Source organism: Mycobacterium dioxanotrophicus, assembly GCF_002157835.1.
Classification (GTDB): domain Bacteria; phylum Actinomycetota; class Actinomycetes; order Mycobacteriales; family Mycobacteriaceae; genus Mycobacterium; species Mycobacterium dioxanotrophicus.
This window is the reverse complement of record NZ_CP020809.1, coordinates 5,973,811-5,997,902: the sequence shown is the minus strand read 5'-3', so window position 1 is coordinate 5,997,902 and position 24,092 is coordinate 5,973,811. Positions and strand designations below refer to the sequence as shown.

Annotated in this window: 20 protein-coding genes and 1 pseudogene; 11 read left to right on the top strand and 10 right to left on the bottom strand. The window is 66.6% G+C overall.

Features of this window, described 5'->3' with window-relative positions; translation table 11 throughout:
• The first annotated feature begins 59 nt into the window (after positions 1-59).
• The 3 genes and pseudogenes from BTO20_RS29140 to BTO20_RS40725 all read left to right on the top strand — a co-directional run bounded on the left by BTO20_RS29140 (position 60) and on the right by BTO20_RS40725 (position 2,130).
• Positions 60-1,262, top strand: coding sequence for an FAD-dependent monooxygenase (locus BTO20_RS29140; RefSeq protein ID WP_087079383.1), 1,203 nt, complete (start codon positions 60-62; stop codon positions 1,260-1,262).
• Positions 1,150-1,521 (top strand): annotated as a pseudogene (locus BTO20_RS40730) (DNA-formamidopyrimidine glycosylase family protein); the annotation flags it as partial. The gene BTO20_RS29140 and the pseudogene BTO20_RS40730, both read left to right, overlap by 113 nt.
• Before the next feature lie 120 nt (positions 1,522-1,641).
• Positions 1,642-2,130 carry a zinc finger domain-containing protein gene (locus BTO20_RS40725; protein WP_408632213.1) on the top strand — a complete coding sequence of 163 codons (489 nt, stop codon included), beginning with the start codon at positions 1,642-1,644 and terminating at the stop codon, positions 2,128-2,130.
• 5 nt (positions 2,131-2,135) lie between these two features.
• Here BTO20_RS40725 and scpB read toward each other — a convergent pair whose 3' ends face one another.
• Together scpB and BTO20_RS29125 are read right to left on the bottom strand one after the other, a co-directional pair.
• Positions 2,136-2,906 (bottom strand): methylmalonyl-CoA decarboxylase, encoded by a 771-nt coding sequence (gene scpB, locus BTO20_RS29130; RefSeq protein ID WP_087079381.1) that lies wholly within the window; start codon positions 2,904-2,906, stop codon positions 2,136-2,138.
• A gap of 7 nt (positions 2,907-2,913) precedes the next feature.
• Positions 2,914-4,233, bottom strand: coding sequence for an acetyl-CoA hydrolase/transferase family protein (locus BTO20_RS29125; RefSeq protein WP_198344101.1), 1,320 nt, complete (start codon positions 4,231-4,233; stop codon positions 2,914-2,916).
• A gap of 192 nt (positions 4,234-4,425) precedes the next feature.
• Here BTO20_RS29125 and BTO20_RS29120 point away from each other — a divergent pair, with 192 nt between their 5' ends.
• The gene (locus BTO20_RS29120; RefSeq protein ID WP_087079380.1) at positions 4,426-5,988 is read left to right on the top strand and encodes an MFS transporter; all 1,563 of its coding nucleotides are present in this window, start codon (positions 4,426-4,428) and stop codon (positions 5,986-5,988) included.
• Positions 5,989-6,017: 29 nt separating this feature from the next.
• Complete coding sequence (locus BTO20_RS29115) at positions 6,018-6,767, top strand: SDR family oxidoreductase (protein ID WP_087079379.1); 750 nt, start codon at positions 6,018-6,020, stop codon at positions 6,765-6,767.
• Positions 6,768-6,785: 18 nt separating this feature from the next.
• Here the strand turns inward: BTO20_RS29115 and pgi are convergent, their stop codons facing one another.
• Positions 6,786-8,435, bottom strand: coding sequence for a glucose-6-phosphate isomerase (pgi, locus tag BTO20_RS29110; RefSeq protein WP_087082848.1), 1,650 nt, complete (start codon positions 8,433-8,435; stop codon positions 6,786-6,788).
• A gap of 56 nt (positions 8,436-8,491) precedes the next feature.
• On the opposite strand from pgi, the gene BTO20_RS29105 reads away from it, so the two are divergent.
• The 3 genes from BTO20_RS29105 (at position 8,492) to BTO20_RS29095 (ending at position 13,000) form a co-directional block, all read left to right on the top strand.
• Entirely contained in the window at positions 8,492-9,940 is a 1,449-nt protein-coding gene (locus tag BTO20_RS29105) for an NAD-dependent succinate-semialdehyde dehydrogenase (RefSeq protein WP_087079378.1), read from the top strand.
• Between the two features lie 106 nt (positions 9,941-10,046).
• Complete coding sequence (locus BTO20_RS29100) at positions 10,047-12,074, top strand: acyltransferase family protein (RefSeq protein WP_198344100.1); 2,028 nt, start codon at positions 10,047-10,049, stop codon at positions 12,072-12,074.
• 68 nt (positions 12,075-12,142) lie between these two features.
• A complete protein-coding gene (locus tag BTO20_RS29095; RefSeq protein WP_087079377.1) occupies positions 12,143-13,000 on the top strand; it encodes a hypothetical protein in 858 nt (285 codons plus the stop codon).
• A gap of 41 nt (positions 13,001-13,041) precedes the next feature.
• On the opposite strand, the gene BTO20_RS29090 is transcribed toward BTO20_RS29095, so the two are convergent.
• Complete coding sequence (locus tag BTO20_RS29090) at positions 13,042-13,284, bottom strand: chorismate mutase (RefSeq protein WP_029372559.1); 243 nt, start codon at positions 13,282-13,284, stop codon at positions 13,042-13,044.
• A 71-nt stretch (positions 13,285-13,355) separates the two neighbouring features.
• Between BTO20_RS29090 and pcrA the strand changes: the two genes are divergently transcribed.
• On the top strand, positions 13,356-15,689 hold the full coding sequence (pcrA, locus tag BTO20_RS29085) for a DNA helicase PcrA (protein ID WP_087079376.1): 2,334 nt from the start codon (positions 13,356-13,358) through the stop codon (positions 15,687-15,689).
• On the opposite strand, the gene BTO20_RS29080 is transcribed toward pcrA, so the two are convergent.
• The 3 genes from BTO20_RS29080 to BTO20_RS29070 are packed head-to-tail and all read right to left on the bottom strand — an operon-like array spanning position 15,686 to position 17,883.
• The gene (locus tag BTO20_RS29080) at positions 15,686-16,144 is read right to left on the bottom strand and encodes a hypothetical protein (RefSeq protein ID WP_087079375.1); all 459 of its coding nucleotides are present in this window, start codon (positions 16,142-16,144) and stop codon (positions 15,686-15,688) included. The genes pcrA and BTO20_RS29080 overlap by 4 nt on opposite strands.
• Entirely contained in the window at positions 16,141-16,791 is a 651-nt protein-coding gene (locus BTO20_RS29075; RefSeq protein WP_087079374.1) for a hypothetical protein, read from the bottom strand. The genes BTO20_RS29080 and BTO20_RS29075 overlap by 4 nt, the downstream gene beginning before the upstream one ends.
• Positions 16,792-17,883 (bottom strand): M23 family metallopeptidase, encoded by a 1,092-nt coding sequence (locus BTO20_RS29070; protein WP_198344099.1) that lies wholly within the window; start codon positions 17,881-17,883, stop codon positions 16,792-16,794. It lies immediately after the preceding gene.
• 272 nt (positions 17,884-18,155) lie between these two features.
• On the opposite strand from BTO20_RS29070, the gene sucC reads away from it, so the two are divergent.
• Both sucC and sucD read left to right on the top strand, forming a co-directional pair.
• The gene (gene sucC / locus BTO20_RS29065) at positions 18,156-19,319 is read left to right on the top strand and encodes an ADP-forming succinate--CoA ligase subunit beta (RefSeq protein WP_087079373.1); all 1,164 of its coding nucleotides are present in this window, start codon (positions 18,156-18,158) and stop codon (positions 19,317-19,319) included.
• Between the two features lie 23 nt (positions 19,320-19,342).
• A complete protein-coding gene (sucD, locus tag BTO20_RS29060) occupies positions 19,343-20,254 on the top strand; it encodes a succinate--CoA ligase subunit alpha (protein WP_087079372.1) in 912 nt (303 codons plus the stop codon).
• Positions 20,255-20,329: 75 nt separating this feature from the next.
• Here sucD and BTO20_RS29055 read toward each other — a convergent pair whose 3' ends face one another.
• The 3 genes from BTO20_RS29055 to BTO20_RS29045 form a co-directional block, all read right to left on the bottom strand.
• A complete protein-coding gene (locus BTO20_RS29055) occupies positions 20,330-22,198 on the bottom strand; it encodes a S9 family peptidase (protein ID WP_087079371.1) in 1,869 nt (622 codons plus the stop codon).
• A gap of 78 nt (positions 22,199-22,276) precedes the next feature.
• A complete protein-coding gene (locus BTO20_RS29050; RefSeq protein ID WP_198344582.1) occupies positions 22,277-22,891 on the bottom strand; it encodes a TetR/AcrR family transcriptional regulator in 615 nt (204 codons plus the stop codon).
• Between the two features lie 79 nt (positions 22,892-22,970).
• The gene (locus BTO20_RS29045) at positions 22,971-24,032 is read right to left on the bottom strand and encodes a MarR family transcriptional regulator (RefSeq protein WP_087079369.1); all 1,062 of its coding nucleotides are present in this window, start codon (positions 24,030-24,032) and stop codon (positions 22,971-22,973) included.
• Between the last annotated feature and the right edge of the window lie 60 nt (positions 24,033-24,092).

The following is a 24,092-nucleotide window of genomic DNA, read 5'->3' as shown; positions in this document are numbered from 1 at the left end:
GCCAGGCTGGCCGCCAGCATTGTGGAGATCATCGTCAGATCACGGTGAGGGAGAACACGATGTCGAGCCTGGACGGAACCCACGTCATCATTGCCGGAGGCGGAATCGGCGGCGCGGCAAGTGCATTCGCGCTCGCCCGCAAGGGCGCCCGGGTCACGCTGTTCGAGAGGTCAGCCGAGTTCGGTGAGGTGGGCGCCGGTCTGCAGGTCGGCCCGCACGGCTCGCGCATCCTGCAGTCCTGGGGCCTGCTCGACGAGGTGCTGGCCGACGGTGTGCTCCCGCGAAGCATCGTCTTTCGCGATGCGATCACCGCCGAGGAACTCACCCGGGTCGATCTCGGCGACGAATACCGGGCCCGCTACGGCGGACCGTACTTCGTCACCCACCGCAGCGATCTGCACGCCACGCTGGTGGCCGCCGCCCGCGCAGCGGGCGCCGAGCTGTACACCGGGCTGACCGTCACTGATGTGGTGACCGAAGCCGACCGGGCCTACGTCACCACCGACGATGGACGTACCCACCAGGCCGACGTCGCGCTGGCGCTGGACGGCATCAAATCCCGGTTACGCGCCAAGATCGTCGACGACCAGCCGGTGTCCTCGGGCTACGCCGCCTACCGCGGCACCATCCCGTACGCCGATGCCGAGTTGGACGAGGACATCACCGACGTCATCGGGTACATCGGGCCGAACTGCCACTTCATCCAATACCCGCTGCGCCAGGGCACGATGCTCAACCAGGTGGCCGTGTTCCGGTCGCCCGGATACTTCGCGGGTGTCGAAAACTGGGGTGGCCCGGGCGAACTCGACTCTGCCTACGAGCACTGCCACCAGAACATCCGCCGGCAGCTCAAGCACATGTGGACCGACCGGTGGTGGCCGATGTACGACCGGGAACCGATCGAGAACTGGGTCGACGGCCGGATGATGCTGCTGGGCGACGCCGCTCACCCGCCGCTGCAATACCTGGCCTCGGGCGCGGTCATGGCGATCGAGGACGCGAAGTGCATTGCCGACTACGCGGCGGCCGACTATGTGCCGGGCGGCGGCAATGCGGCATGGCCGCAGATTCTCAAGAATGTCAACGCCGAACGTGCGCCCCGCTGCAACCGCATCGTGGAGACCTGCCGGTTCTGGGGCGAGTTGTGGCATGTCGACGGCGCGGGTCGGATCGCGCGCAACGAGCTGTTTCGTACCCGTGACACGTCGTCGTACCAGTACACCGACTGGCTGTGGAGCTACTCGTCGGACCGCGTCGCCTGACACACTGGAAGGCATGCCCGAGTTGCCTGAGGTAGAGGCCCTCGCCGACCACCTGCGTCGCCATGCCATCGGACGGGCGGTGACGCGCGTCGACGTGGCCGCGTTGTCGGTGCTCAAGACCTTCGACCCGCCGGTGTCGGCGCTGCACGGGCAGACCGTCACCGGCGCGGCCCGGTGGGGTAAGTACCTGGGATTGCAGGCCGGTGAACTCTACCTGATCACCCACCTGTCCCGCGCCGGCTGGCTGCGCTGGTCGGACAAGCTCGCGCCCACGCCGCTCAAACCGTCGGGCAAGGGGCCGATCGCGCTGCGCGTGCACCTCGAAGGGGAGGGCTTCGATCTCACCGAGGCCGGCACGCAGAAGCGGCTCGCGGTGTGGGTGGTCCGTGACCCGGCCGACGTGCCCCAGATCGCGGCGCTCGGGCCCGACGCGTTGTCACTCGATCAGTCCGCGCTGGCCGCCGCGCTCGCCGGCGAGAGCGGCCGCATCAAGAACGTGATCACCGACCAGAAGGTGATCGCCGGGATCGGTAACGCCTACAGCGACGAGATTCTGCACGTGGCTAGGCTGTCGCCCTTCGCGACCGCCAACAAGCTCACCGAGGCCCAGTTGGCCGATCTGCACGATGCGATGATCTCGGTGCTCACCGATGCGGTGACCCGCTCGGTCGGACAGCAGGCCGCCACGCTGAAGGGCGAGAAGCGGTCCGGGCTGCGCGTGCATGCCCGCACCGGGCTGCCCTGCCCCGTGTGCGGGGACACCGTGCGGGAAGTCTCCTTCGCGGACAAGTCTTTTCAGTATTGCCCGACGTGCCAGACCGGCGGCAAGGTGCTGGCCGACCGACGGATGTCACGGCTGCTGAAGTAGCCGGATCAGAACTTCGGCGCGCGCTTTTCGAGGAAGGCTTGGGTTCCTTCGTGGTAGTCGGGGCCGAAGTAGACGTCGCGCCGCAGACCGTGGAGATATTCGAACGTCGCAGGATCGACCGCTACCGACTGTGCCAGGACCCGCAGCGACTCTTTCGCCGCGGCGACCGCCGCAGACGATCGCGTGGCGATGGTCTGCGCCATCGCGTATACGGTGTCCGCCAATTGTTCAGCTGGCACGATCTGGTTGACGATGCCGGCCCGCTCGGCGCGCTCCGCGCCGATCAGATCGGCGGAGAAAAACATCTCCTTGACCACATTGAGCGGCAGCCGGCTCATGAAGTTCACGAATCCGCCGACGTTGTAGGGCAATCCGAGCTTGGCGGGGGTGATGGCGAACGCGGCGGTCTCGTCGCCGTACGCCAGATCGCACGCGATCACGAGATCGCACGCACCACCCCACACCGAGCCGTGCACCATGGCGATGACCGGCGCGGGGAAGGTCTTGACCGCGCGCAGCAGTTGCTCCAGTGGGTCGCTGTAGGGCAGCGGATCCAGGTCGGCCACAGGCAATTCCGCGACATCGTGGCCGGCTGACCACACGTTGCCGGCTGTCGCACTGCGCAGCACCACCGCACGAACGTGCCGGGTCTTGAAATCGTCGAGAGCAGCGATGGTCTCGGCGATCAGCTCGGCCGACAGCGCATTGCGCTTGGAGTCGCGGTCGAAGGCGATGGTGCCGATGCTGTCGGCGAGCGAGGTCTGTACGAGGGCCACGGCGCGCTCAGATCAGCGTGACTTTGCGTGCGGCGGCGGTCAATTCGGCCCGATGGTCCGGATGCGCCACGGAGATCAGCGCGTCGGCACGTTCCTTGGTCGACTTGCCGCGCAAGTTCACCGCACCGTGTTCGGTCACAACCCATTCGACGTCCATCCGCGGATCGGTCACCATCGAGACCTTGGGCACGATCGTCGACACCGCGCCGTGCTTGGCCGTCGACGCCAGGGCGATGATCGACTTCCCGTTGCGGGCCAGGGATGCGCCCTTGACGAAGTCGAATTGGCCACCGGAGCCGCTGTATTCATGCTCACCGATGAACTCGGCGTTGACCTGTCCGTAGAGATCGATCTCGATGGCGGTGTTGACGGAGACGAAGTCGTCATGCGCAGCGATCGTGCGGACGTCGTTGACGTAGGAAGACGGATAGCTCTCGAACGCGGAGTTGTCGTTCATGAACGCATAGGACTCCGCCGTGCCGAACGCCACGGTGTAGACGTGTTTGTGCGGGTGCAGGGTCTTTCTGGCACCGGTGATGACGCCGTCACAGATGAGCTCGGCCATGACCGGCGAGAAGAGCTCGGTGTGCAGACCGAGTTCGGAGTGGTTCTTCAGCGCCAAGGCCACCCCCGCCGGGATCTTGCCGATGCCGAGCTGGATGGTGGCTCCGTCGGGCACCATCGGAGCCACCAGAGCGCCGATCGCCAGACCTTCGGGCGATGCCTCGGCGGCGCCGGCCTCGATCAGCGGCACGTCGTTCTCCACGATGGAAGCAACCTCGCTGACATGGATCTGGGACTGCCCGAATACCCGCGGCATGTTGCGGTTCACCTCGACAATCAGGCGTTTGGCCCGCCGCGCCGCGACCGACGAGAAGTCGTTGTTGGTGCCCAGTGAGAAGTAGCCGCCGCCATCCATGGGTGACACGGTGACCATGAACGTGTCGAGGTCGATGAATTCCTCGAACAGTCGCGGGATCTGACTGAAATGCACGGGGACGAAGCTGACCAGTTTGTGGCCGGTCTGGACCTGGCGCCTGATCGTCTCGTGGTCGGGATCACCGACGAAAAAGCTGTGGGCACCCACCTTTTCGATGACATCCTCGGCGAGCAGCGTCTTACCGAGTGGGTCCATGGCGATCTTGTAATACAGCCGGATGCCACCCAGGTCGCCGCTCCGCAGCCGGGTCGCGGTCGCAGCCAGCAGGGCGGGCGGCTGGCCGATCGCCATCCCGCATGACACGGTTGCGCCGGTCGGGATGGGCGACACGGCGTTCTCGGCTGTGGTGAGTTTCGCGGCGTACAACTCCGCAGCATTGATCGACACCGGGATGTGCTCCTTTGCTCAGAGCCGCCGTGGATAGGCGAAGTTGTAGCACGTCCCATCGCGCGGTATGCCCATTTTTCTGATGAATAGCAGGATCTTTCGCTTTCATATGCGTCAATAATGTAGTTTGCGTTGTCTGGGTTACCCACCACTGACAAGATTGCCCGAGGGCTGCCTCAACGCTCGGATGCAATGCGAGGGAAATTGACAGTCACCGCAGACCAGCCCACCTGGGTGTCGGGCACCGCCGCGACCATGACCATCCTCGCGACCGGGCTGGGCTCCAGCATCACGGCGGCGGACCCGGTGATCCTGTCGGCCAACATCTCCTCCGTGCGGGCCGGCCTACAGTTGTCCGCCGGGACCGCGAGCTTCGTCGCGAGCGTTGCCACGCTCACGCTGGCCGCGACCGTCCTGGGAGCAGGAGCACTCGGCGACAAGTACGGCATGAAGCGGATGTACACGTTCGGTCTGCTGGGCACCGTGGTGTTCGGTGTCCTCGCCGCCGCGGCGCCCAATGCCGCCGTGCTGATATTCGCCCGCGCCGCGACCGGGGTGGCGTTCGCGCTGCAGCTGGGCCTGTCGCTTGCCATCATCAACGTGGTCTTCCCGCCGCCGCGCCGCGCGATCGCGATCTCACTGCATCTGGGCGCGAGCTTCGCCGTGGCGGTTCCGATGCCGGCCGTCGGCAGCCTGCTGGCTCAGCACATCGGTTGGCGCACAGGCTTTCTCGTGGCGCCCGTGGTGGCACTCATCGCTTTGGTCCTGCTCCTGCGGTACGTGCCGGAAACGCCGCGAGGTGGCCGTCGACTCGATGTGCCCGGGCTGCTGCTGGTGGCGGTGGCACTGTTGGCCACGGTCTATGGTCTGGCACGTCTGCAGGGCGGGCTGAACACCACGGCCATCGTGTGCATAGCATTCGGATTGGTCGTGGGCGCCGGCTTCATCGTCTACGAACTGCGCACGCCCAGCCCGGCTCTCGACATGCGGATCTTCCGGTCACCGGCGTTCGACGCCGCCGTCTTCGCCGGTGCCAGCTTCAATTTCCTGGGCGGTGGGATGACGATCCTGCTCGCCTTCTACCTCGTCTCCGTGCGTGACGAATCCTCCACGCTGCTCGGGCTTCTCATGGCCCCCGCCGCGCTGCTGTCGGCACTCGGCGCGGCGGCGGCCGGCCGTGCGGCGGCCCGGGTGGGTGGGCGAGCGGTGCTCGTGACGGGATTGCTCCTGCTGCTGGCCGGGTTGCTGGTCCTGACGAGGCTCGGGGAACACAGCCCGCTGTGGGTGCTGTTCGCGGCCGTCGCCCTCAACGCCGTCGGCGCCGCCGTCGCGGAGACAATCGAAGCCACCATCATGCTGCAAACCGCTCCCGTGGAGTTGAGCGGAGCCGTCGCGGCGGTGAAAAGCGGTGTGGGCCAGGCTGCCTACTCGCTCGGGCCTGCGGTGTTCGCGCTGATCGGCACGACGGTGTTCCTGCACTCGGGCCGGGACAAGCTCGCTGGGTCCGGGATCACCGACGATCAGGCGCGTGAGGCGCTCAGGGCGGCGCATGGCGGCGCCGGCACGGTCGGCGGTGCCAACGTGCTAGATCCGCAGCGGGCCAGGGAGGTCGTGGCGGGGGCCCAGGCGAGCATGGTCGAGGCGATCCATACGCTGGGCTGGATACTGACCGCGGTGCCGGTGGTGGCGATCGTCGTCGTGCTCGTCCTGGTGCGACCACGCCAAAACGGCGTCCGCACCGAAGGCATTTCTTGACAGGTGTTTAACTCGGTTATCCTGCTGCCATGACCCGCCAGAAGATCCTCATCACCGGTGCCAGCTCGGGCCTCGGCGCCGGCATGGCCAGGCAGTTCGCGGCCAAGGGCCGTGATTTGGCGTTGTGCGCACGCCGCACCGACCGGCTCGACGAGCTCAAGGCCGAGCTGGCCGATCGTCACCCCTACATCAAGGTGGCGGTCGCGGCACTCGACGTCAACGATCACGAGGCGGTGCCGCGGGTGTTCGGCGAGCTGTCCGAGGAGCTCGGCGGGATCGACCGCGTGATCGTCAACGCCGGGATCGGAAAGGGCTGGCCGTTGGGAGAGGGCAAGCCCTGGGCCAACAAGGCCACACTGGAAACCAATCTCGTTGCCGGACTGGTGCAGATCGAGTCCGCGTTGGAGATGTTCAAGAAGTCCGGCTCCGGGCACCTCGTGCTGATCTCGTCGGTGCTCGGCAACAGCGGCGTGCCGGGCGGCAAAGCGGCCTACTGCGCCAGCAAGGCCGGCATGTCCTCGCTGGGGGAGTCGCTACGTGCCGAGTACGACAAAGGCCCGATCCGCGTGACGGTCATCGAGCCCGGCTACATCGAGTCCGAGATGACGGCCCAGGCGAACTCGACCATGCTCATGGTCGACAACGAGACCGGCGTGCGCGCGATGGTCGAGGCCATCGAGAAGGAGAAGGGCCGCGCCGTGGTGCCGCGATGGCCGTGGGCTCCGCTGACCCAGGTGCTGCGGCTGTTGCCGCCCAAGTACACCAAGCGTTTCGCGTAGAGCCGGGCCCGAGCCGGCCTACTCCGAGCGGCCGCGTTCGGTGCGGTAGCGGCGGACGAGGGCGTCGGTGGAGGAGTCGGTTTGTTTGGCGGGGGATTGGTCGGCGGTGATGACGGGGAGGAGTGCTTTGGCTTGGGTTTTGCCGAGTTCGACGCCCCATTGGTCGAAGGAGTCGATGCCCCAGATGATGCCTTCGGTGAAGACTTGGTGTTCGTAGAGGGCGATGAGTTGGCCGACCACTGATGGGGTGAGTTTGGTGGCCAGGATTGAGGTGGTGGGTCGGTTTCCGGGCATCACCTTGTGGGGGACGATGTCGGCGGGGGTGCCTTCGGCGGCGATTTCGGCGGCGGTTTTGCCGAATGCGAGTACTTGGGTTTGGGCGAAGAAGTTGCTCATCAGTAGGTCGTGCATGCTGCCTTCGCCGTCGGCGGTGGCGAGGTCGTCGACGGGTTGGGAGAAGCCGATGAAGTCGGCGGGGATGAGTCGGGTGCCTTGGTGCAGTAGTTGGTAGAAGGCGTGTTGTCCGTTGGTTCCGGGTTCGCCCCAATAGATTTCGCCGGTTTGGGTGCTTACTGGGGAGCCGTCGCAGCGTACGGATTTGCCGTTGGATTCCATGGTCAGTTGTTGCAGGTAGGCGGCGAATCGGTTGAGGTCGTTGGTGTAGGGCAGGACTGCGCGTGATTGTGCGTCGAAGAAGTTGGAGTACCACAGGCCGATGAGGCCGAGTAGTGCTGGGGCGTTGTCTTCCAGTGGGGCGGTGCGGAAGTGTTCGTCGACGAGGTGGAAGCCGGCGAGGAATTCGGCGAAGCGTTCTTTGCCGATGACGGCCATCACCGACAGTCCGATTGCTGAGTCCACTGAGTAGCGGCCGCCGACCCAGTCCCAGAAGCCGAACATGTTGTCGGTGTTGATGCCGAATTCGTCGACGAGTTTTTTGTGGGTGGAGACGGCCACGAAGTGTTTGGCCACGGCGGCGTCGCCGAGTGCTTTGACCAGCCAGCGTCGCGCGGCGGTGGCGTTGGTGAGGGTTTCCAGGGTGGAGAAGGTTTTGGAGGAGACGACGAAAAGTGTTGTGGCGGGGTCGAGTCCGTCGAGGGTGGCGACCAGGTGGGAGGGGTCGACGTTGGATACGAAGCGGGCTGAGATGCCTGCGTCGGCGTAGTGCCGTAGGGCGTCGTAGACCATGACCGGGCCCAGGTCGGAGCCGCCGACGCCGACGTTGACCACGGTGGTGATGCGTTTGCCGGTGGCGCCGGTCCATTCGCCGGAGCGCAGTTTGTCGGTGAAGGCGCCCATTCGGTCGAGTACGTCGTGGACGTCGGCGACGACGTTTTGGCCGTCGACGGTCAGTTCGGCGCTGGCGGGTAGCCGCAGGGCGGTGTGCAGTACGGCGCGGTCTTCGGAGGTGTTGATGTGTTCGCCGGCGAACATGGCGTCGCGGTGTTGCTCCAGGCCGGCGGTGCGGGCGAGGTCGACGAGGAGTTTGACGGTTTCGCGGGTGATGCGGTGCTTGCTGTAGTCGATGTAGAGGTCGCCGACGTTCAACACCAGTTCGGTACCGCGGGCGGGGTCCTCGGCGAAGAACTCGCGCAAGTGGGTCTGGCCGATCTTGTCGTGATGACGGATCAGAGCTTGCCACGCGGCAGTGGTCGAAATATCGGCACTCATGCTCATATGGAGAACCCTAGTGTGCGGTGATGGTGAATGGAGTAAATGATGGAGGTATGGATAGCGCAGCCTTGCTGAAGTCAGTTCCAACCGGACTGTGGATCGGCGGTGAGCAGCGGGAAGCTGCCTCGACTTTCGACGTCCTGGACCCCAGCGACGACCAGGTCCTGGCGTCGGTCTCGAATGCCACCGCGGAGGACGCGATCGCTGCCCTCGATGCCGCATGTGCGGTCCAGGCCGAGTGGGCCGCGACGGCCCCGCGGGAGCGCGGCGAGATCCTGCGGTCGGTGTTCGAGAAGATCACCGAACGCGCCGACGACATCGCCGCGCTGATGACACTTGAGATGGGCAAGGTGCTCGCCGAGAGCAAGGGCGAGGTGAAGTACGGCGCCGAGTTCTTCCGTTGGTTCGCCGAGGAGGCCGTCCGCATCGACGGGCGGTACACGTCCAGCCCCGCGGGAACCGGCCGCATCATCGTCACCAAGCAGCCCGTCGGCCCTTGCTACGCCATCACGCCGTGGAACTTCCCGCTGGCCATGGGCACCCGGAAGATGGGCCCGGCGTTCGCAGCGGGCTGCACCATGATCGTCAAGCCCGCGCAGGAGACCCCGCTGACCATGCTGCTGCTGGCCCAGCTGATGGACGAGGCCGGCTTGCCCAAGGGTGTGCTCTCGGTGCTGCCCACCAACGATGCCCGCGGGGTGACCTCGGCGCTCGTCGACGACGGCCGGCTGCGCAAGCTCACCTTCACGGGTTCGACGAGTGTCGGCAAGGCGCTGGTGAAGCAGTCGGCCGACGCGTTGTTGCGCACATCGATGGAATTGGGCGGCAACGCGCCGTTCGTCGTGTTCGACGACGCTGACGTCGATGCCGCCGTCGACGGCGCGATCCTGGCCAAGATGCGCAACGGCGGTGAGGCCTGTACGGCCGCCAACCGGTTCCACGTCGCCAACGCGGTTCGCGAAGAATTCACCGACAAGTTGATCAAGCGCATGAGCGAGTTCACCCTCGGCAAGGGTCTCGACCCGTCGTCCACGTTGGGTCCGCTGATCAATTCCAGCCAGGTCGCCACAGTCACCGAATTGGTCTCCGATGCGGTGTCGCGGGGCGCGACGGTCGCCGTCGGTGGCGTCGCTCCGGGCGGCCCGGGCAACTTCTACCCGGCCACGGTGCTCACCGATGTGCCGGCCGACGCTCGCATCCTCAAGGAAGAGGTGTTCGGTCCGGTCGCGCCGATCATCGGGTTCGACACCGAGGACGAGGGCATCAAGGCCGCCAACGACACCGAGTACGGACTGGCCGCCTACGTGTACACGCAGTCACTCGACCGTGCGCTGCGGGTCGCCGAGGGCATCGAGTCGGGCATGGTCGGCGTGAACCGCGGCATCATCTCCGACCCGGCCGCGCCGTTCGGTGGCGTCAAAGAGTCCGGCTTCGGCCGCGAGGGTGGCTCCGAGGGCATCGAGGAGTACCTCGAAACCAAGTACATTGCGCTGACGCGTTAGCGCGCCGACATTGCGCTCAGTCAAGTAGGGATTTCCCCAGCGCGCCTTCCCGATTCGGCGCCGCAGGCCACCTAGACTCTCATGCTCGAACCCTAGACGGGAGGGCATGGACGTGACTGCGGCGCCGGTCCGGGTCCCCGTTCGCCGGGCTGCCACCGCCCGTCGCGACATCCCGGCACTGGACGGCATCCGTGCTGTCGCCGTGCTGCTGGTCGTGGCCGCTCACGGCGGTGTCCCGGGCCTGGCCGGTGGCTTCATCGGCGTGGATGTGTTCTTCGTCCTCAGCGGTTTCCTGATCACGTCGCTGCTGCTCGACGAGTACCGCAACACCTACCGCATCGATCTCAAGGCGTTCTGGGTGCGCCGGGCGCGCAGGCTGCTGCCGGCGATGCTCGTGATGACACTGGCGGTGGTCGCCGCGCGGGACCTGTTCCCGCCCGACGCGGTCGCCAGTGTGCGCAACGACGCTGTCGCCGCGTTCTTCTGGATTGCCAACTGGGGCTTCGTGCTTCAGAAGGCCGACTACTTCACCCAGGGCGGCACCCCGTCCCCGCTGCAGCACACGTGGTCGCTGGGGGTGGAGGAGCAGTACTACCTCATCTGGCCGCTGCTGTTGGTCGGCGCGGCACTGCTGCTGCGCCGCCGCTCGGCGGGTACCGTGCGGTGGGCGGTCTTCGGGCTCGCCGCCGCGGGTGTCGCGGCATCGGCCGCCGAGGCCATCCTGCTGGTCGGCGACAGCACCCAAGACGTCAACCGGGTGTACTTCGGCACCGATACCCGTGTGCAGGCGCTGCTGATCGGCGCGGCCGCGGCGGCCCTGCTGGTGCGGGACTGGTCGGCGCTGACCATGTCAGGCACGCTGATCCGCACCCGACGGCTGCGCTGGATCGCCTGGCTGCTGCCGGTGGTCGGGCTCGCCGTGCTCGCGGGGACCGCACATGTCGCCACCGGCAACGCCGACGACTTCCGGAGTGGCCTGCTGATCGTCGTCGCGGTGGGCGCGGTGTTGGTGGTCGCGCCGGTCGCCCTGGATCAGGATGGGTATGTCGCGAAGGCATTGGCCTGGCGTCCGCTCGTGGCGCTCGGCGCCATCTCCTACGGCGTGTACCTGTGGCACTGGCCGATCTTCTTGATCCTCAACGGAGAACGCACCGGGTGGACGAGCTGGTCGCTGCTGGCGCTGCGGTGCGCGGTCACACTCGCGGCGGCCATCGCGTCGTGGTGGCTGATCGAGCAGCCCGTGCGGCGCTGGCGTCCCGCGCATGTGCCGATGCTGCGGCTGGCCGCGGCGACGGTGGCCACGGCCGCCGTGGTGACGATGGGTGTCCTGCCCGTCGCGCAGCCCACCGAACGCACCGGGCCCGACGTGATGTCGGCGGCCCTCAAAGAGGACGTCGGCGCCGAGGTGCCGGTCGCCGTGGGCAATGCGCCGCTGCGCGACCCCGGCACCAAGGTGGTCGGGGTGTTCGGCGACTCGGTGGCGTGGACGCTGATGCGCTATCTGCCGTCGACCCCGGGACTGCACTTCAACGACTACACCACCATCGGTTGCGGTATCGCCCGCGGCGGCCCGTACCGGTCCAGCGGGGAGACCCTCAACCAGAAACCCGAATGCGATACCTGGCCGGAGCGTTGGACGCAGCGCGTGACCCACGACCGACCCGACGTCGTCCTGCTGATGATCGGCCGCTGGGAGACCGTCGACCGGATGTGGCAGGGCCACTGGACGCACATCGGCGACCCGGACTTCACCAAGTACCTGCAGGGCGAGCTGCAGCGGGCCCTGGACATCCTGGGTTCGACGGGCGCGCGGGTGGTGGTGACGACGGCTCCGTACAACCGGCGGGGTGAACGCTCCGACGGCAGTCTCTATCCCGAGGATCAGCCTGCGCGGGTGCAGGAGTGGAACAAGATCTTGCGCACGGTCGTCGGTAACCGACCGAACTTCGAGGTCCTCGATTTCAACGCCAAGCTCGATCCCGGCGGTGCCTACACCGCGCGCATCGACGGGATCAGGATGCGCAGCGACGGTGTGCACCCCACGGCCGAGGCCGTCAAGTGGCTCGCGCCGTGGTTGGCCGACGCCCTGCGCACCCCGTCCTCCTCGTCGCGGAACGGCATTCCCGGTCGTTAAACGGGCGGCTAAGCAACCCTGACTGCAGTCTGGGGTGCCTGTCGGAGTGGCTGAGCAAGATCGCCGGCATGGGCACGATCTTCTTGGGTAGCGAAGCGCTGGCACGCGGTGAACTCACTCGCGGACGGCTACGGTCTGCGTACCGGCCGATATTTCCTGACGTGTACCAACCGCGCATCGCAGAGCCGACGCTGTACGGCAACACCATGGCCGCCTGGCTGTGGTCCAAGCGGCGGGCGGTCATCACCGGACGCGCCGCATCGGCGCTACACGGGGCGAAATGGGTCGACGACGCAGCTCCGATCGAATTGATCTGGCAAAACCATCGCCCGCCGCCGGGGATCATCACCCACAACGACCGCTTCACCTGTGAGGATGTCGTCGAGATCAACGGTATGGCGGTCGCCACGATTCAGCGCACCGCGTTGGACCTCGGCCGGTTCCTGCCTCGGGGAGCCGCCGTTGAGCACCTCGACGCGCTTGCCGCAGCGACCGGTCTGGCGGCTGACCACGTCCTGCCGCTCGTCGAGGACTTCCGGGGTGCGCATGGCGTCCGGCGGTGTCGTGAAGCACTGAGCCTGATGGATGCCGGCGCACAGTCACCGAAAGAGACGTGGCTTCGTTTGTTGTTGATGGATGCTGGCTATCCCCGACCCGAGACCCAGATTCCAGTGGTGGACGAGCATGGCTACGAGTTTGCGTATCTGGACATGGGGTGGGAGCACGCGATGATCGCTGTCGAGTACGACGGCGATCAGCACCGCACCGACCGGGTCAGATATGCGTGGGACGTGATCAGGCTCAGGAAGATCCAACGCCGGGGCTGGCTCCATGTCCGCGTTATCAAGGAGGATCGGCCGCGCGACATCCTTGATCGAGTACGCGCAGCGTGGGCGCGCCGCCAGGCGGAAGGCAGGGTTGCTTAGCGGCTGGTTTGACGACCGGGAATGCAGTTCCGCGGAAGCTCCTAGTGGCCGAGCCGTCCGCGACCGAGGCGCAGCAGCAGCATCGCCAGGTCCTTGCCCTCGGGCCCGAGCACGCTGAAGCGCTCGATGACCTTCATCTCCCGGCTGTGTACCAGGCGGGTGCCGCCCGACGCCATGCGGGCTTGGCCGATCATCTTGGAAACCTCGGTGCGCCGCTGGACGGCGGCCAGGATGGTGGCGTCGAGTTCGTCGATCTCACGACGCAGTTCATCGATGTCAGGCACGGCTCGATGCTCTCAGTCAAGCCCGTGCCAGCGCAAAACTGTCGTGGCGCGGCGGTAAGTTTGAGGGCGATATGACCACCTCGCCCGTCGCCTCCCCGACTGTCTCAGAAACCGATCAGCTCCTGGAAGGGCTCAACCCCCAGCAGCGCCAGGCCGTGCTGCACGAGGGCTCGCCGCTGCTCATCGTCGCGGGAGCCGGATCGGGCAAGACAGCGGTGCTGACACGGCGGATCGCGTATCTGCTCGCCGCCCGCGACGTCGGGGTGGGGCAGATCCTGGCCATCACGTTCACCAACAAGGCCGCCGCGGAGATGCGTGAGCGGGTCGTCGGGTTGGTGGGCCCGCGAGCAAGGAACATGTGGATCTCCACCTTCCATTCCTCGTGCGTGCGCATCCTGCGCAACCAGGCCTCGCTGCTGCCGGGGCTGAACTCCAATTTCTCGATCTACGACTCCGACGATTCGCGTCGCCTGCTGATGATGATCGGCAAGGACATGGGCCTGGATACCAAGCGCTATTCGCCGCGGCTGCTGGCCAACAGCATCTCCAACCTGAAGAACGAGCTGATCGGCCCGGAACAGGCCGCGGCCGAGGCGTCGGAGGCCGCCGAGGAGATGGCCGGCATCGTCGCCCAGGTCTATGCGGAATACCAGCGCCGGCTGCGGGCGGCCAATGCGCTGGACTTCGACGACCTGATCGGTGAGACGGTCGCCGTGCTGCAGGCCTTCCCGCAGATCGCGCAGTACTACCGGCGGCGGTTCCGGCACATCCTGGTCGATGAGTACCAGGACACCAACCACGCCCAGTACGTCCTGGTCCGCGAACTGGTCGGACACGACATCGAGGGCACCGACAACACGGTGCCGCCTGCCGAGCTGTGCGTGGTGGGTGACGCCGATCAGTCGATCTACGCCTTCCGCGGCGCCACCATCCGCAACATCGAGGATTTCGAACGGGACTATCCCGACGCGACGACGATTCTGCTGGAACAGAATTACCGCTCCACCCAGACCATCCTCAACGCCGCGAACTCGGTGATCGCCCGCAACGCCGGCAGGCGCGAGAAGCGGCTGTGGACCGACGCCGGTGAGGGCGAGCTGATCGTCGGCTACGTGGCCGACAACGAGCACGACGAGGCCCGGTTCGTTGCCGAGGAGATCGACGCACTGGCCGACCGCGAGGGGCTGAAGTACGGCGACGTCGCGGTGTTCTACCGCACCAACAACTCCTCGCGTGCCTTGGAAGAGGTGTTCATCCGGGCTGGCATTCCCTACAAAGTGGTTGGGGGAGTGCGCTTTTACGAGCGCCGGGAGATTCGCGACATCGTCGCGTACCTGCGCGTGCTGGACAATCCGGGCGACTCGGTGAGCATGCGCCGCATCCTCAACACCCCGCGCCGCGGCATCGGGGACCGGGCCGAGGCCTGCGTTGCGGTTTACGCCGAGAACACCGGCGGCAGCTTCAACGATGCGCTGCAGGCCGCCGCGGAGGGCCGGGTGCCGATGCTCAACACCCGCTCGGAGAAGGCGATCGCGAGTTTCGTCGCACTGCTCGACGATCTGCGCGGCAGGCTCGACAACGAACTCGGCGACCTGGTCGAGGCGGTGCTGGAACGCACCGGATACCGTCGCGAACTGGAGGCCTCCAGCGATCCGCAGGATTTGGCGCGGCTCGACAACCTCAACGAATTGGTCAGCGTCGCACACGAGTTCAGCACGGACCTGGCCAACGCCCAGGCGTTGGCCGAGGACGAACCGGTCGACGAGGACATCCCCGACACCGGCGTGCTGGCTCAGTTCCTGGAGCGGGTCTCCCTGGTCGCCGACGCCGATGAGATCCCTGAGGATGGCGCCGGTGTGGTGACGATGATGACGCTGCACACCGCCAAGGGGCTGGAGTTTCCCGCGGTGTTCGTCACGGGCTGGGAGGACGGCATGTTCCCGCACATGCGGGCGCTGGGCGATCCGACCGAGCTGTCCGAGGAGCGGCGGCTGGCCTACGTGGGCATCACCCGCGCGCGCCAGCGGCTCTACCTGAGCCGGGCCAAGGTCCGCTCGTCGTGGGGCCAGCCGATGCTCAACCCGGAATCCCGCTTCCTGCGGGAGATTCCGGAGGAACTCATCAACTGGCGTCGCGTCGAGCAGCCTGCGTCAGCGTTCAGCGCTCCTGTGGGTAATGCCGGGCGCTACGGGGCTCCGCGTCCAGCGCCGGCACGCCCTGCCGCGGCCCGTAACCGCCCCCTGATCGTGCTGGAGCCGGGCGATCGGGTCACCCACGACAAATACGGCCTGGGACGCGTCGAGGAGGTCTCAGGGATGGGCGAGACCGCCATGTCGCTGATCGACTTCGGCAGTGCGGGGCGGGTCAAGCTGATGCACAACCACGCGCCGGTGCAGAAGCTCTAGCCGGTTCCCCTACACCAGCGCCTGATGCCGGGCAGTAATGCGAACCCGGCGACGATCAGCGGTGCGATGCTCAAGGTCATTGCGGTGGCCCAGGCCAGTGGGGTGGCGATCAGCGCGACGGCGGAGATCACCGCGCTCACCACCACGATGACCTGACCGGATGTCTTGCACAGCATCAGCTGAACCGCGCCGACGATCAGCGCCACCGCGGCGACGATCAGCACCGCGGCTGCGGCGACGAACCACGCCGACGTCGAATGCTGCTGCTCGGCGTCCGGTTTCAGACTGTCCCAGTTCTGCACTGCGTCAAGCAGTTCGAGGAACAGATGCATCAACACCACACTGGCTGCAGCCAACACGTTGATGCCCGCGCAGAGCACGGCCAATACCGTCGTGGTGATGGCGATGCCCTTGCCTCGTGGCGTCGAAACAGGTTGGTAGGTCAGTGGATTCACTGTCGTGGTCCCGCCGCCCAGCGCTGGGTGGACGGCAGCAGCGTAAGTGCGATGGCCGCCACCGGCAGCACCGGCATCGCGTACACCACGGGATGCAGCCGGGCGCCCGCGATGAACAGGCTGCCGAAGATCAGCAGCCCGATGATCGAGCCGACAACGATCAGCAGCCGGCCCATGCGCTTGCGCAGAAGCACGGCGATGAGCCCGCCGATGGTGGCCGCGGCCGAGATCGCGGTGAGAAAACCGATCGCCAGGCAGAACAGCCGGTCACTGCGCCACCATCCGGCGATCAGGTCGGTGGCGATCATGGCGGTGGCCCAGCCGCTGAGGATGCCGGCTGTGGCGGCGGCGACCGACGTGCGTGGGTTGGCGCCTGCCGGGGTGCGGGGAATCGTCAGCGGACGGGCGCGGGGAATGTGGCGGGTCTGGGTCTGGTCGTCAGCGTCGCGCGAGATCAAACCGGTCGCGGGTTCGGCGTCGGCCGCGGTGGGGATGGCGCCGGTGGGGTGGCGGCGGATGATGCTGGTCTTGGGTTCGTGCTGCGCCGCGATCGGGGCGGACGCGGGGTCGGCGGGCTGTCGCCGGATGATGCGAGTCTGATCGTCGGACGGGCCGGTTGAGGCTCTGTTTTCGGCGGAGTCGCTCACTCAGCCAACATAGTTGCCCGGGCTGAGCCCGCGCTGCGCCAGCCACGGCACCGGGTCGATGCGCTGCGTGCCGTTGAGCAGAACCTCGAAGTGCAGGTGCGGGCCGGTTGAGTTACCCCGGTTGCCGACGGTGGCGATCTGATCGCCTGCCATGACGCGCTGACCGACGCTGACGTTCCAGCTGTTGATGTGGCCGTACAGCGTGACGGTGCCGTCGGCGTGGCGCAGCTTGACCCAGGCCCCGTAACCGGCCGTCGGGCCGACGTCGATGACCACGCCGTCGGAGACCGCGGCGATGGGGGTGCCGATCGGGCTGGCCAGGTCGATGCCGGCGTGCAGAACGCCCCAGCGGTAGCCGAACGTCGAGGTCCAGACAAAACCCTTGGTGGGCATCACGAACAGCGGGCGCGACAGCCGGGCCTCGCGCTCGGCGCGCTCCTGCGCGAACGCGGCGGCCTTGGTGATCTCCTCGGCATGCACCGCGGAGTTGTTGTCGGCGGCGACGGTGACGATCTGCATGCCGTCCACCGAGCCCGTGGAGCCGGCGGTGCGTGCGGTGCTGGCGCCGGAGGCGACGATGGTGTCGTCGGCGCTGGCTTGGGTGCCGCTGGTCAACGAGTAGGCCCCAGCGGCGGTGGCGCCCGCGGCCATGGCGGCGATCAGCAGGCGGCTCTTGACGGGGCCCGGCGTTTCCTTGCGGTGAGCGCCGCGGCGGCTGCTCATGTCGATGACGTCGGTGGCGGCATTGCCGTCACTCACGTCGGTGTGGCTGTCGCGGTAGGCGTGGCTGGAGCCGCGGGTGCCGCGGTCGGTGCCGGATTCGGCGCGGAATTCCGACGGCACGGCCAGCCGGACCGGGATCAGGTCGTCGGTGTCGTGCATGTCGTCGAGTTCGGGGGCGTGGATCACGCGAGATTCCCGATCAAACGCGCCAGAGCTGTGAAACTCCAGGTCAGAGAGTTTTCCGAACTCGTTGAACGGAATGATGTCGGTGATCTCCGCTGCGTCCAGTGCATCAGCCGACATGTTTTTCCGGTCCCGAGCGTTCATCGATACCCCTGTGGGAGATACGGACGAACGATGCTGCGACAACCCAGGAAATCCTTCTCGTCGTGACCTCAGCGTGATCTGGACCAGAGGCACGTTAACCAAACCCCAATGATGGTGGCAACTCCTCCGGGCATTCCGCTGCAGAATGTGATCTGTATCACCGCCAGGGTCCGGTGAGATATACCACATCGTCGGCAGGCGGTGGTTACCGCTCACGAGGTGATGGATAAAGTGCCCACGGGCCCGTCAGTCGTACTTCCGACCGGGCAGCTTCGAAGTCAACGCAGACAGATACCGCCTCATAGAGGAAACACATGGATCTTTTCGAGTACCAGGCGAAAGAGCTGTTCGCCAAGCACAACGTCCCCACTTCGGCAGGTCGGGTCACCGACACCGCCGAAGGCGCCAAGGCCATCGCCGAGGAGATCGGCAAGCCCGTCATGGTCAAGGCGCAGGTCAAGGTGGGCGGCCGTGGCAAGGCCGGTGGCGTCAAGTACGCCGCCACCGCCGACGACGCGTTCACCCACGCGCAGAACATCCTCGGCCTGGACATCAAGGGCCATGTCGTCAAGAAGCTGCTGGTCGCCGAGGCGAGCGAGATCGCCGAGGAGTACTACATCTCCTTCCTGCTCGATCGCGCCAACCGCACGTACCTCGCCATGTGCTCGGTCGAGGGCGGCATGGAGATCGAAGAGGTCGCCGCCACCAAGCCCGAGCGGCTGGCCAAGGTCCCCGTCGACGCCGTCAAGGGTGTCGATCTCGCCTTCGCGCGGTCCATCGCCGAGCAGGGCCACCTGCCCGCCGAGGTGCTCGACGCCGCCGCGGTGACGATCCAGAAGCTGTGGGAGGTGTTCGTCAAGGAGGACGCCACCCTGGTTGAGGTCAACCCGCTGGTGCGTACGCCCGACGACCAGATCCTGGCGCTGGACGGCAAGGTCACCCTCGACGCCAACGCCGACTTCCGGCAGCCCGGCCACGCCGAGTTCGAGGACAAGGACGCGACCGATCCGCTCGAGCTCAAGGCCAAGGAGAACGACCTCAACTACGTCAAGCTCGACGGTGCGGTCGGCATCATCGGCAACGGCGCGGGCCTGGTCATGTCGACGCTCGACGTCGTCGCCTACGCCGGTGAGAAGCACGGCGGCGTCAAGCCCGCCAACTTCCTCGACATCGGTGGTGGCGCCTCGGCCGAGGTGATGGCCAACGGTCTGGACGTCATCCTGGGCGACAGCCAGGTCAAGAGCGTGTTCGTCAACGTGTTCGGTGGCATCACCGCGTGTGACGCGGTGGCCAACGGCATCGTCAAGGCGCTGCAGATCCTCGGTGACGAGGCCAACAAGCCGCTGGTCGTCCGCCTGGACGGCAACAACGTCGAGGAGGGCCGCCGCATCCTCGCCGAGGCCAACCACCCCCTGGTCATCCAGGCCGAGACCATGGACGCCGGTGCCGACAAGGCCGCCGAGCTGGCCAACAAATAGCGGACTTTAGGGGAAACACAGCTATGTCGATTTTTCTGAACAAAGACAGCAAGGTCATCGTCCAGGGCATCACCGGCGGTGAGGGCACCAAACACACCACGCTGATGCTCAAGGCCGGCACCCAGGTGGTCGGCGGCGTCAACGCCCGCAAGGCCGGCACCAAGGTTGAGCATGTGGACAAAGATGGTGCGGCAATCCAACTCCCGGTGTTCGCATCGGTCGCCGAGGCCATGAAGGAGACCGGCGCCGACGTGTCGATCGCCTTCGTGCCGCCCGCCTTCTCCAAGGACGCCATCATCGAGGCCATCGACGCCGAGATCCCGCTGCTGGTGGTCATCACCGAGGGAATCCCGGTGCAGGACAGCGCCTACGCGTGGGCCTACAACCTTTCTAAGGGCGGCGACCGGGCCCCGAAGACGCGCATCATCGGCCCCAACTGCCCGGGCATCATCACCCCCGGCGAGTCGCTGGTCGGCATCACGCCGAACAACATCACCGGCAAGGGCCCGATCGGCCTGGTGTCGAAGTCGGGCACGCTGACCTACCAGATGATGTACGAGCTGCGCGATCTCGGCTTCTCGACCGCCATCGGCATCGGCGGCGACCCGGTCATCGGCACCACCCACATCGACGCCATCGAGGCGTTCGAGAAGGATCCCGAGACCAAGATCATCGTGATGATCGGCGAGATCGGTGGCGACGCCGAAGAGCGTGCCGCCGACTACATCAAGGCCAACGTCACCAAGCCGGTCGTCGGCTACGTCGCGGGCTTCACCGCTCCCGAGGGCAAGACCATGGGCCACGCCGGCGCCATCGTGTCGGGCAGCTCGGGTACCGCCGCCGCCAAGAAGGAGGCCCTGGAGGCCGCCGGTGTGAAGGTCGGCAAGACCCCGTCGGAGACTGCGGCACTGGCCCGCGCCATCCTCGAGGGCTAGTTTTTTTTCTGCGCGAGCAGACGCGTAGGCCCCCGCACGCCCCGCGTGTCGGGGGCCGATGTGTCTGCTCGGCAGTTAAACGCGACCGCCCAAGTGCTCGGCGAGGAAGCGTTCGACAGCGCGGTACATGTCGATCTGGTTGTCCGGGTTGAGGAATCCGTGCCCCTCGTCGTCCTTGACCATGTACTCGACCTCGACGCCGCGCGTGCGTAGTGCCTCGACGAGGTTGTCGGATTCGGCCTGCACCACGCGAGAATCGTTGGCGCCCTGGACAACCAGCAGCGGTGTGCGGATCTGCTCGACCCTCGTGATGGGCGAGCGGGCCAGCATGTCGGCCTCCCGCGCGGGATCGCTCGGGTCGCCGACGTACATGTGCCAGTTGGTGGCCAGGAACGGCCGGGCGACATTCGGCAGCGTGCGCATGAAGTTCGCGAGACTGGAGATCCCGACGTAGTCGATGGCCGCGGCGAAGACATCCGGCGTGAACGTGACACCCACGAGCGCTGCGTAGCCGCCGTAGGAACCGCCGAAGATGCCCACCCGGTCGCGATCGGCGTAGCCCTGTTTGACGGCCCAGTCGACGGCATCGATCAGATCGTCGTGCATCTTGCCTGCGAACTCCCCGATGGCCGCCTTGGTGAAAGCTTTGCCGTAGCCGGTGGATCCGCGAAAGTTGACCTGTAGCACCGCATATCCGCGGTTGGCCAGCATCTGCACGTCGGGCTGGTAGGCCCAGACGTCGCGTGACCACGGACCGCCGTGCACCAGCAGCACCAACGGCAGCTCCACCGGATCGACCCCGACGGGCAGGGTCAGATAGGAGTGCAGGTCCAGCCCGTCGCGCGCGGTGATGGTGACAGGTGTCATCGGGGCCAGCACGTCAGGATTCAGATTCGGATACGGCCGGAACAACATTCGGCTCTCGCCCGTGGTGTGGTCGTAGAAGTACGTCACCCAGGGGTCACGGTCGTGCATGAAGTTGACGACCCAGCGTTGCCCGCTGCTGTCGGACGAGACCGCGCCGAGATCGCCCGCACTGAGCTCGGTCAGGTTCTGCAGGACCGCAGCGAAATCCGCGTCGAGGGCGTGGATCACCTGGCGGTCACCGTAGTAGCGGGCCCCGATCAATTCGCCCGTGCGTTCGCTGAGGATCAGCGGTGACGGCAGCACCATCTGCGCGGCCAGGTCGAACGACGGGTGACTGTCCACCTCGGTTTCCACGCCGGTGGCGACATCGAGGCGGGCAAGCCTGGTCCGGTCGGTGCCGTGGTTGGATCCGAGCCAGATGCCCGCGCCGTCAGGGGTGATCGTTACGGGATGGATGCCGACGGGATAGTCGGTGCCGTCGTATGTCTTGATCGGACGCAACGACTTGGTGTCCGTATCCCATTGCGACAGTTCGACATCGCCGTCGGCGGTCAACACCGAGGTGAAGAGATCGCCGTGCTGGCTGCACATCCAGCCGATCACCGTGCCGGGGTTCTCCGCGAGCAAGGAAAGCTCGCCGGTGGCGATGTCGAGCTCGTAGGCATCGAACAGCTGTGGGTCGCGCTTGTTGAGCTGGACCATCGCCTTGCCGGGACGCCCCTTGAGAAGGTCGAAATCCGATCGCACACCTGGGAACGGCGTCAGGTCGACCGCCGGATTCTCGGGGTGTTCCAGGTCCACGCGGTAGATGTGCCAGTTCTCGTCACCGCCGCTGTCCTGCAGGTAGAGCAGCCAGCGGCAATCATGGGTCCACCGGTAGATGTAGACGCTGCGGGTCTCGTCGGCCGTCACGCACCTCGGCTCGGTGTCGCCGTCGAGGTTCTCGATCCATACGTTGAGCCGGTTCTTCCACGGCGCGAGATAGGCGATTCTGGTGCCGTCGGGCGAGATGGTCGCGGCGGTGCGCACGGGTGGGCTGAAGAAGTCTTCGACGGTGATGAGCTCGGGTAGCGTCATTGAGAGTCCTTTCGCTGGGCAGGCTTGTTCGACGGGCGTGGGCGGCCCGTGATGCGTATTTGCTTGGGGGATGGGGATTTACCGCGTGACCGGGCCGCCGAGGCGGCCGTTGGTGGCTTCCCGGATGGCCCGGTCCATGAGCGCGAGCGCCTCCTCCTGGCTCACGGTCTTGCCGTCGACGACGATCGCGCGGCTGACGTCCTCGTCGACGACCCGAAAGGCCCCGGTGACGGCAGCCGCGCACAGGCGCACGGTGAGGTCGTCTTCCGGCAGGCCCAGCCGGTCGGCGATCACCGGGATGAGCCCCTGCTCCATTCGGTCGTGCACCATGAGATAAGCCGTTCGCAGCGCAGGTTCGGCCGCGGTCATGGTGGCCAGCCGCACCGCGCTGAGCTCGTCCTCGATGTCCTGTGGTGACAGCGGATGCGCAATGCTGTCTGCCGCAAGGTGTTCGGACAACGAGAGCTCGTGTGGCCAGCGCCGGGCGCTCGCCACGAACCGGTCGGCCGACTTCGCGAGCAGGGGTTCGACGCAACTTTCCTTGCTGCGAAAGTAGCGCCAGATCGTGCGGGTGGAGAGTCCGGCCGCCTCGGCGATGTCGTCGCCACTCGTCCCGGCCACGCCCCGTTCCCAGAACAGGGCGCAGGCGATGCGCGACACCGCCAGACGTGCCCGGTCCTGCTTCTCGCCGATTGCCCTCACCCCCAACCTGTCACTTAGTGACAGCTCAACTGTGTCACTAAGTGACAGGTTCGTCAAGGCATCGGCGCGGTCAAACGCGTCCGTCGCGGTACTGCACGACCCGGCGCAGCAGTGGATCGCTCAGGTCGTACCACGTGGAACGGCGGTCACCGGCGTCCGATTTCGCGCGCACCACCCACCGGGCGGCGGTCAGCCGGCCCAGCGCCGCTGATGCGGTCTGATTCGAAACACCCACGGCGGCAGCGAGATCCGAGACGGTCCTGGCTCCCTCGCCGCGCGCGAGTTCGACTACCAGGCGCTGTTCACCGGCCGGCAATTGCCAGAGCCGCTGCTGGTAGGACGGTGCCAGCCGGTCCAGCAGTGCGGCGATCACCGGATCCAACGCCTGCAGCGCGGGAACGTCGGCGACGTCGGCGACCATCCGCCACAAGCGCGGCGAGCCGCCCGCCAACCGTTCGATGGCGGCGAGCCGGTCTTGCCCCTCGGGGGAGTGAAGGTAGTCGGCGAGTTCGCCGGTGACCGCGATGATCTGGGCCCCCTCGTCGATGGTCAGGGCGGGGAGCTCCTCGACGATGAACGACCCGTACCAGGGGTGGGTGCGCGACGAGACTCCAGGGAACAGGGCTGGCGCCGTCGCGAAAATCATGACGGCGGTGGATGTTTCGACCCACGCGCGCAGGCTGCCCTGGCCGGCCTCGCCGATGGCCTCGAACACCCGGTCCAGGTTCTCGATCCCCACCAGGATCATGCGGCCGTCGGCCAGGTCGAGGATGGCGCGTTCCAGGCCGATGACGTCATCGCGCAGCTCGCGGGCCTCGGGCAATCGCGACCGGACGAGCTCGACGAGAAGATCGCCGTAGCTTCCGATCGCCAGGCTGTCTTCCGGGAGCAGTAGCGGCAGAATGTCTTTCGCCGTGTCACGGTGGGACAGTGCACGGTGCACCACGACGTGCATCGTGTGCGTCTTGCCGCTGCCGTGCGGGCCGATCAGCAGGGTGTGCGGTCGTGAGCCGTCGCGCGCCGCTTCGATGATGCGGTCGGTCAGCCGCGACAGAAATGCCGTCCGCCCGACGGTGTGCGCATCGAGTTCGGCCGGGTCGACCGCACCCGGGGTGAACAGCGGAGCGCTCATCGCCGTCTTCTGCTCTTCGCGCAAGCGCTCATCGCCGTCTTCTGCTCTTCGCGCAAGCGC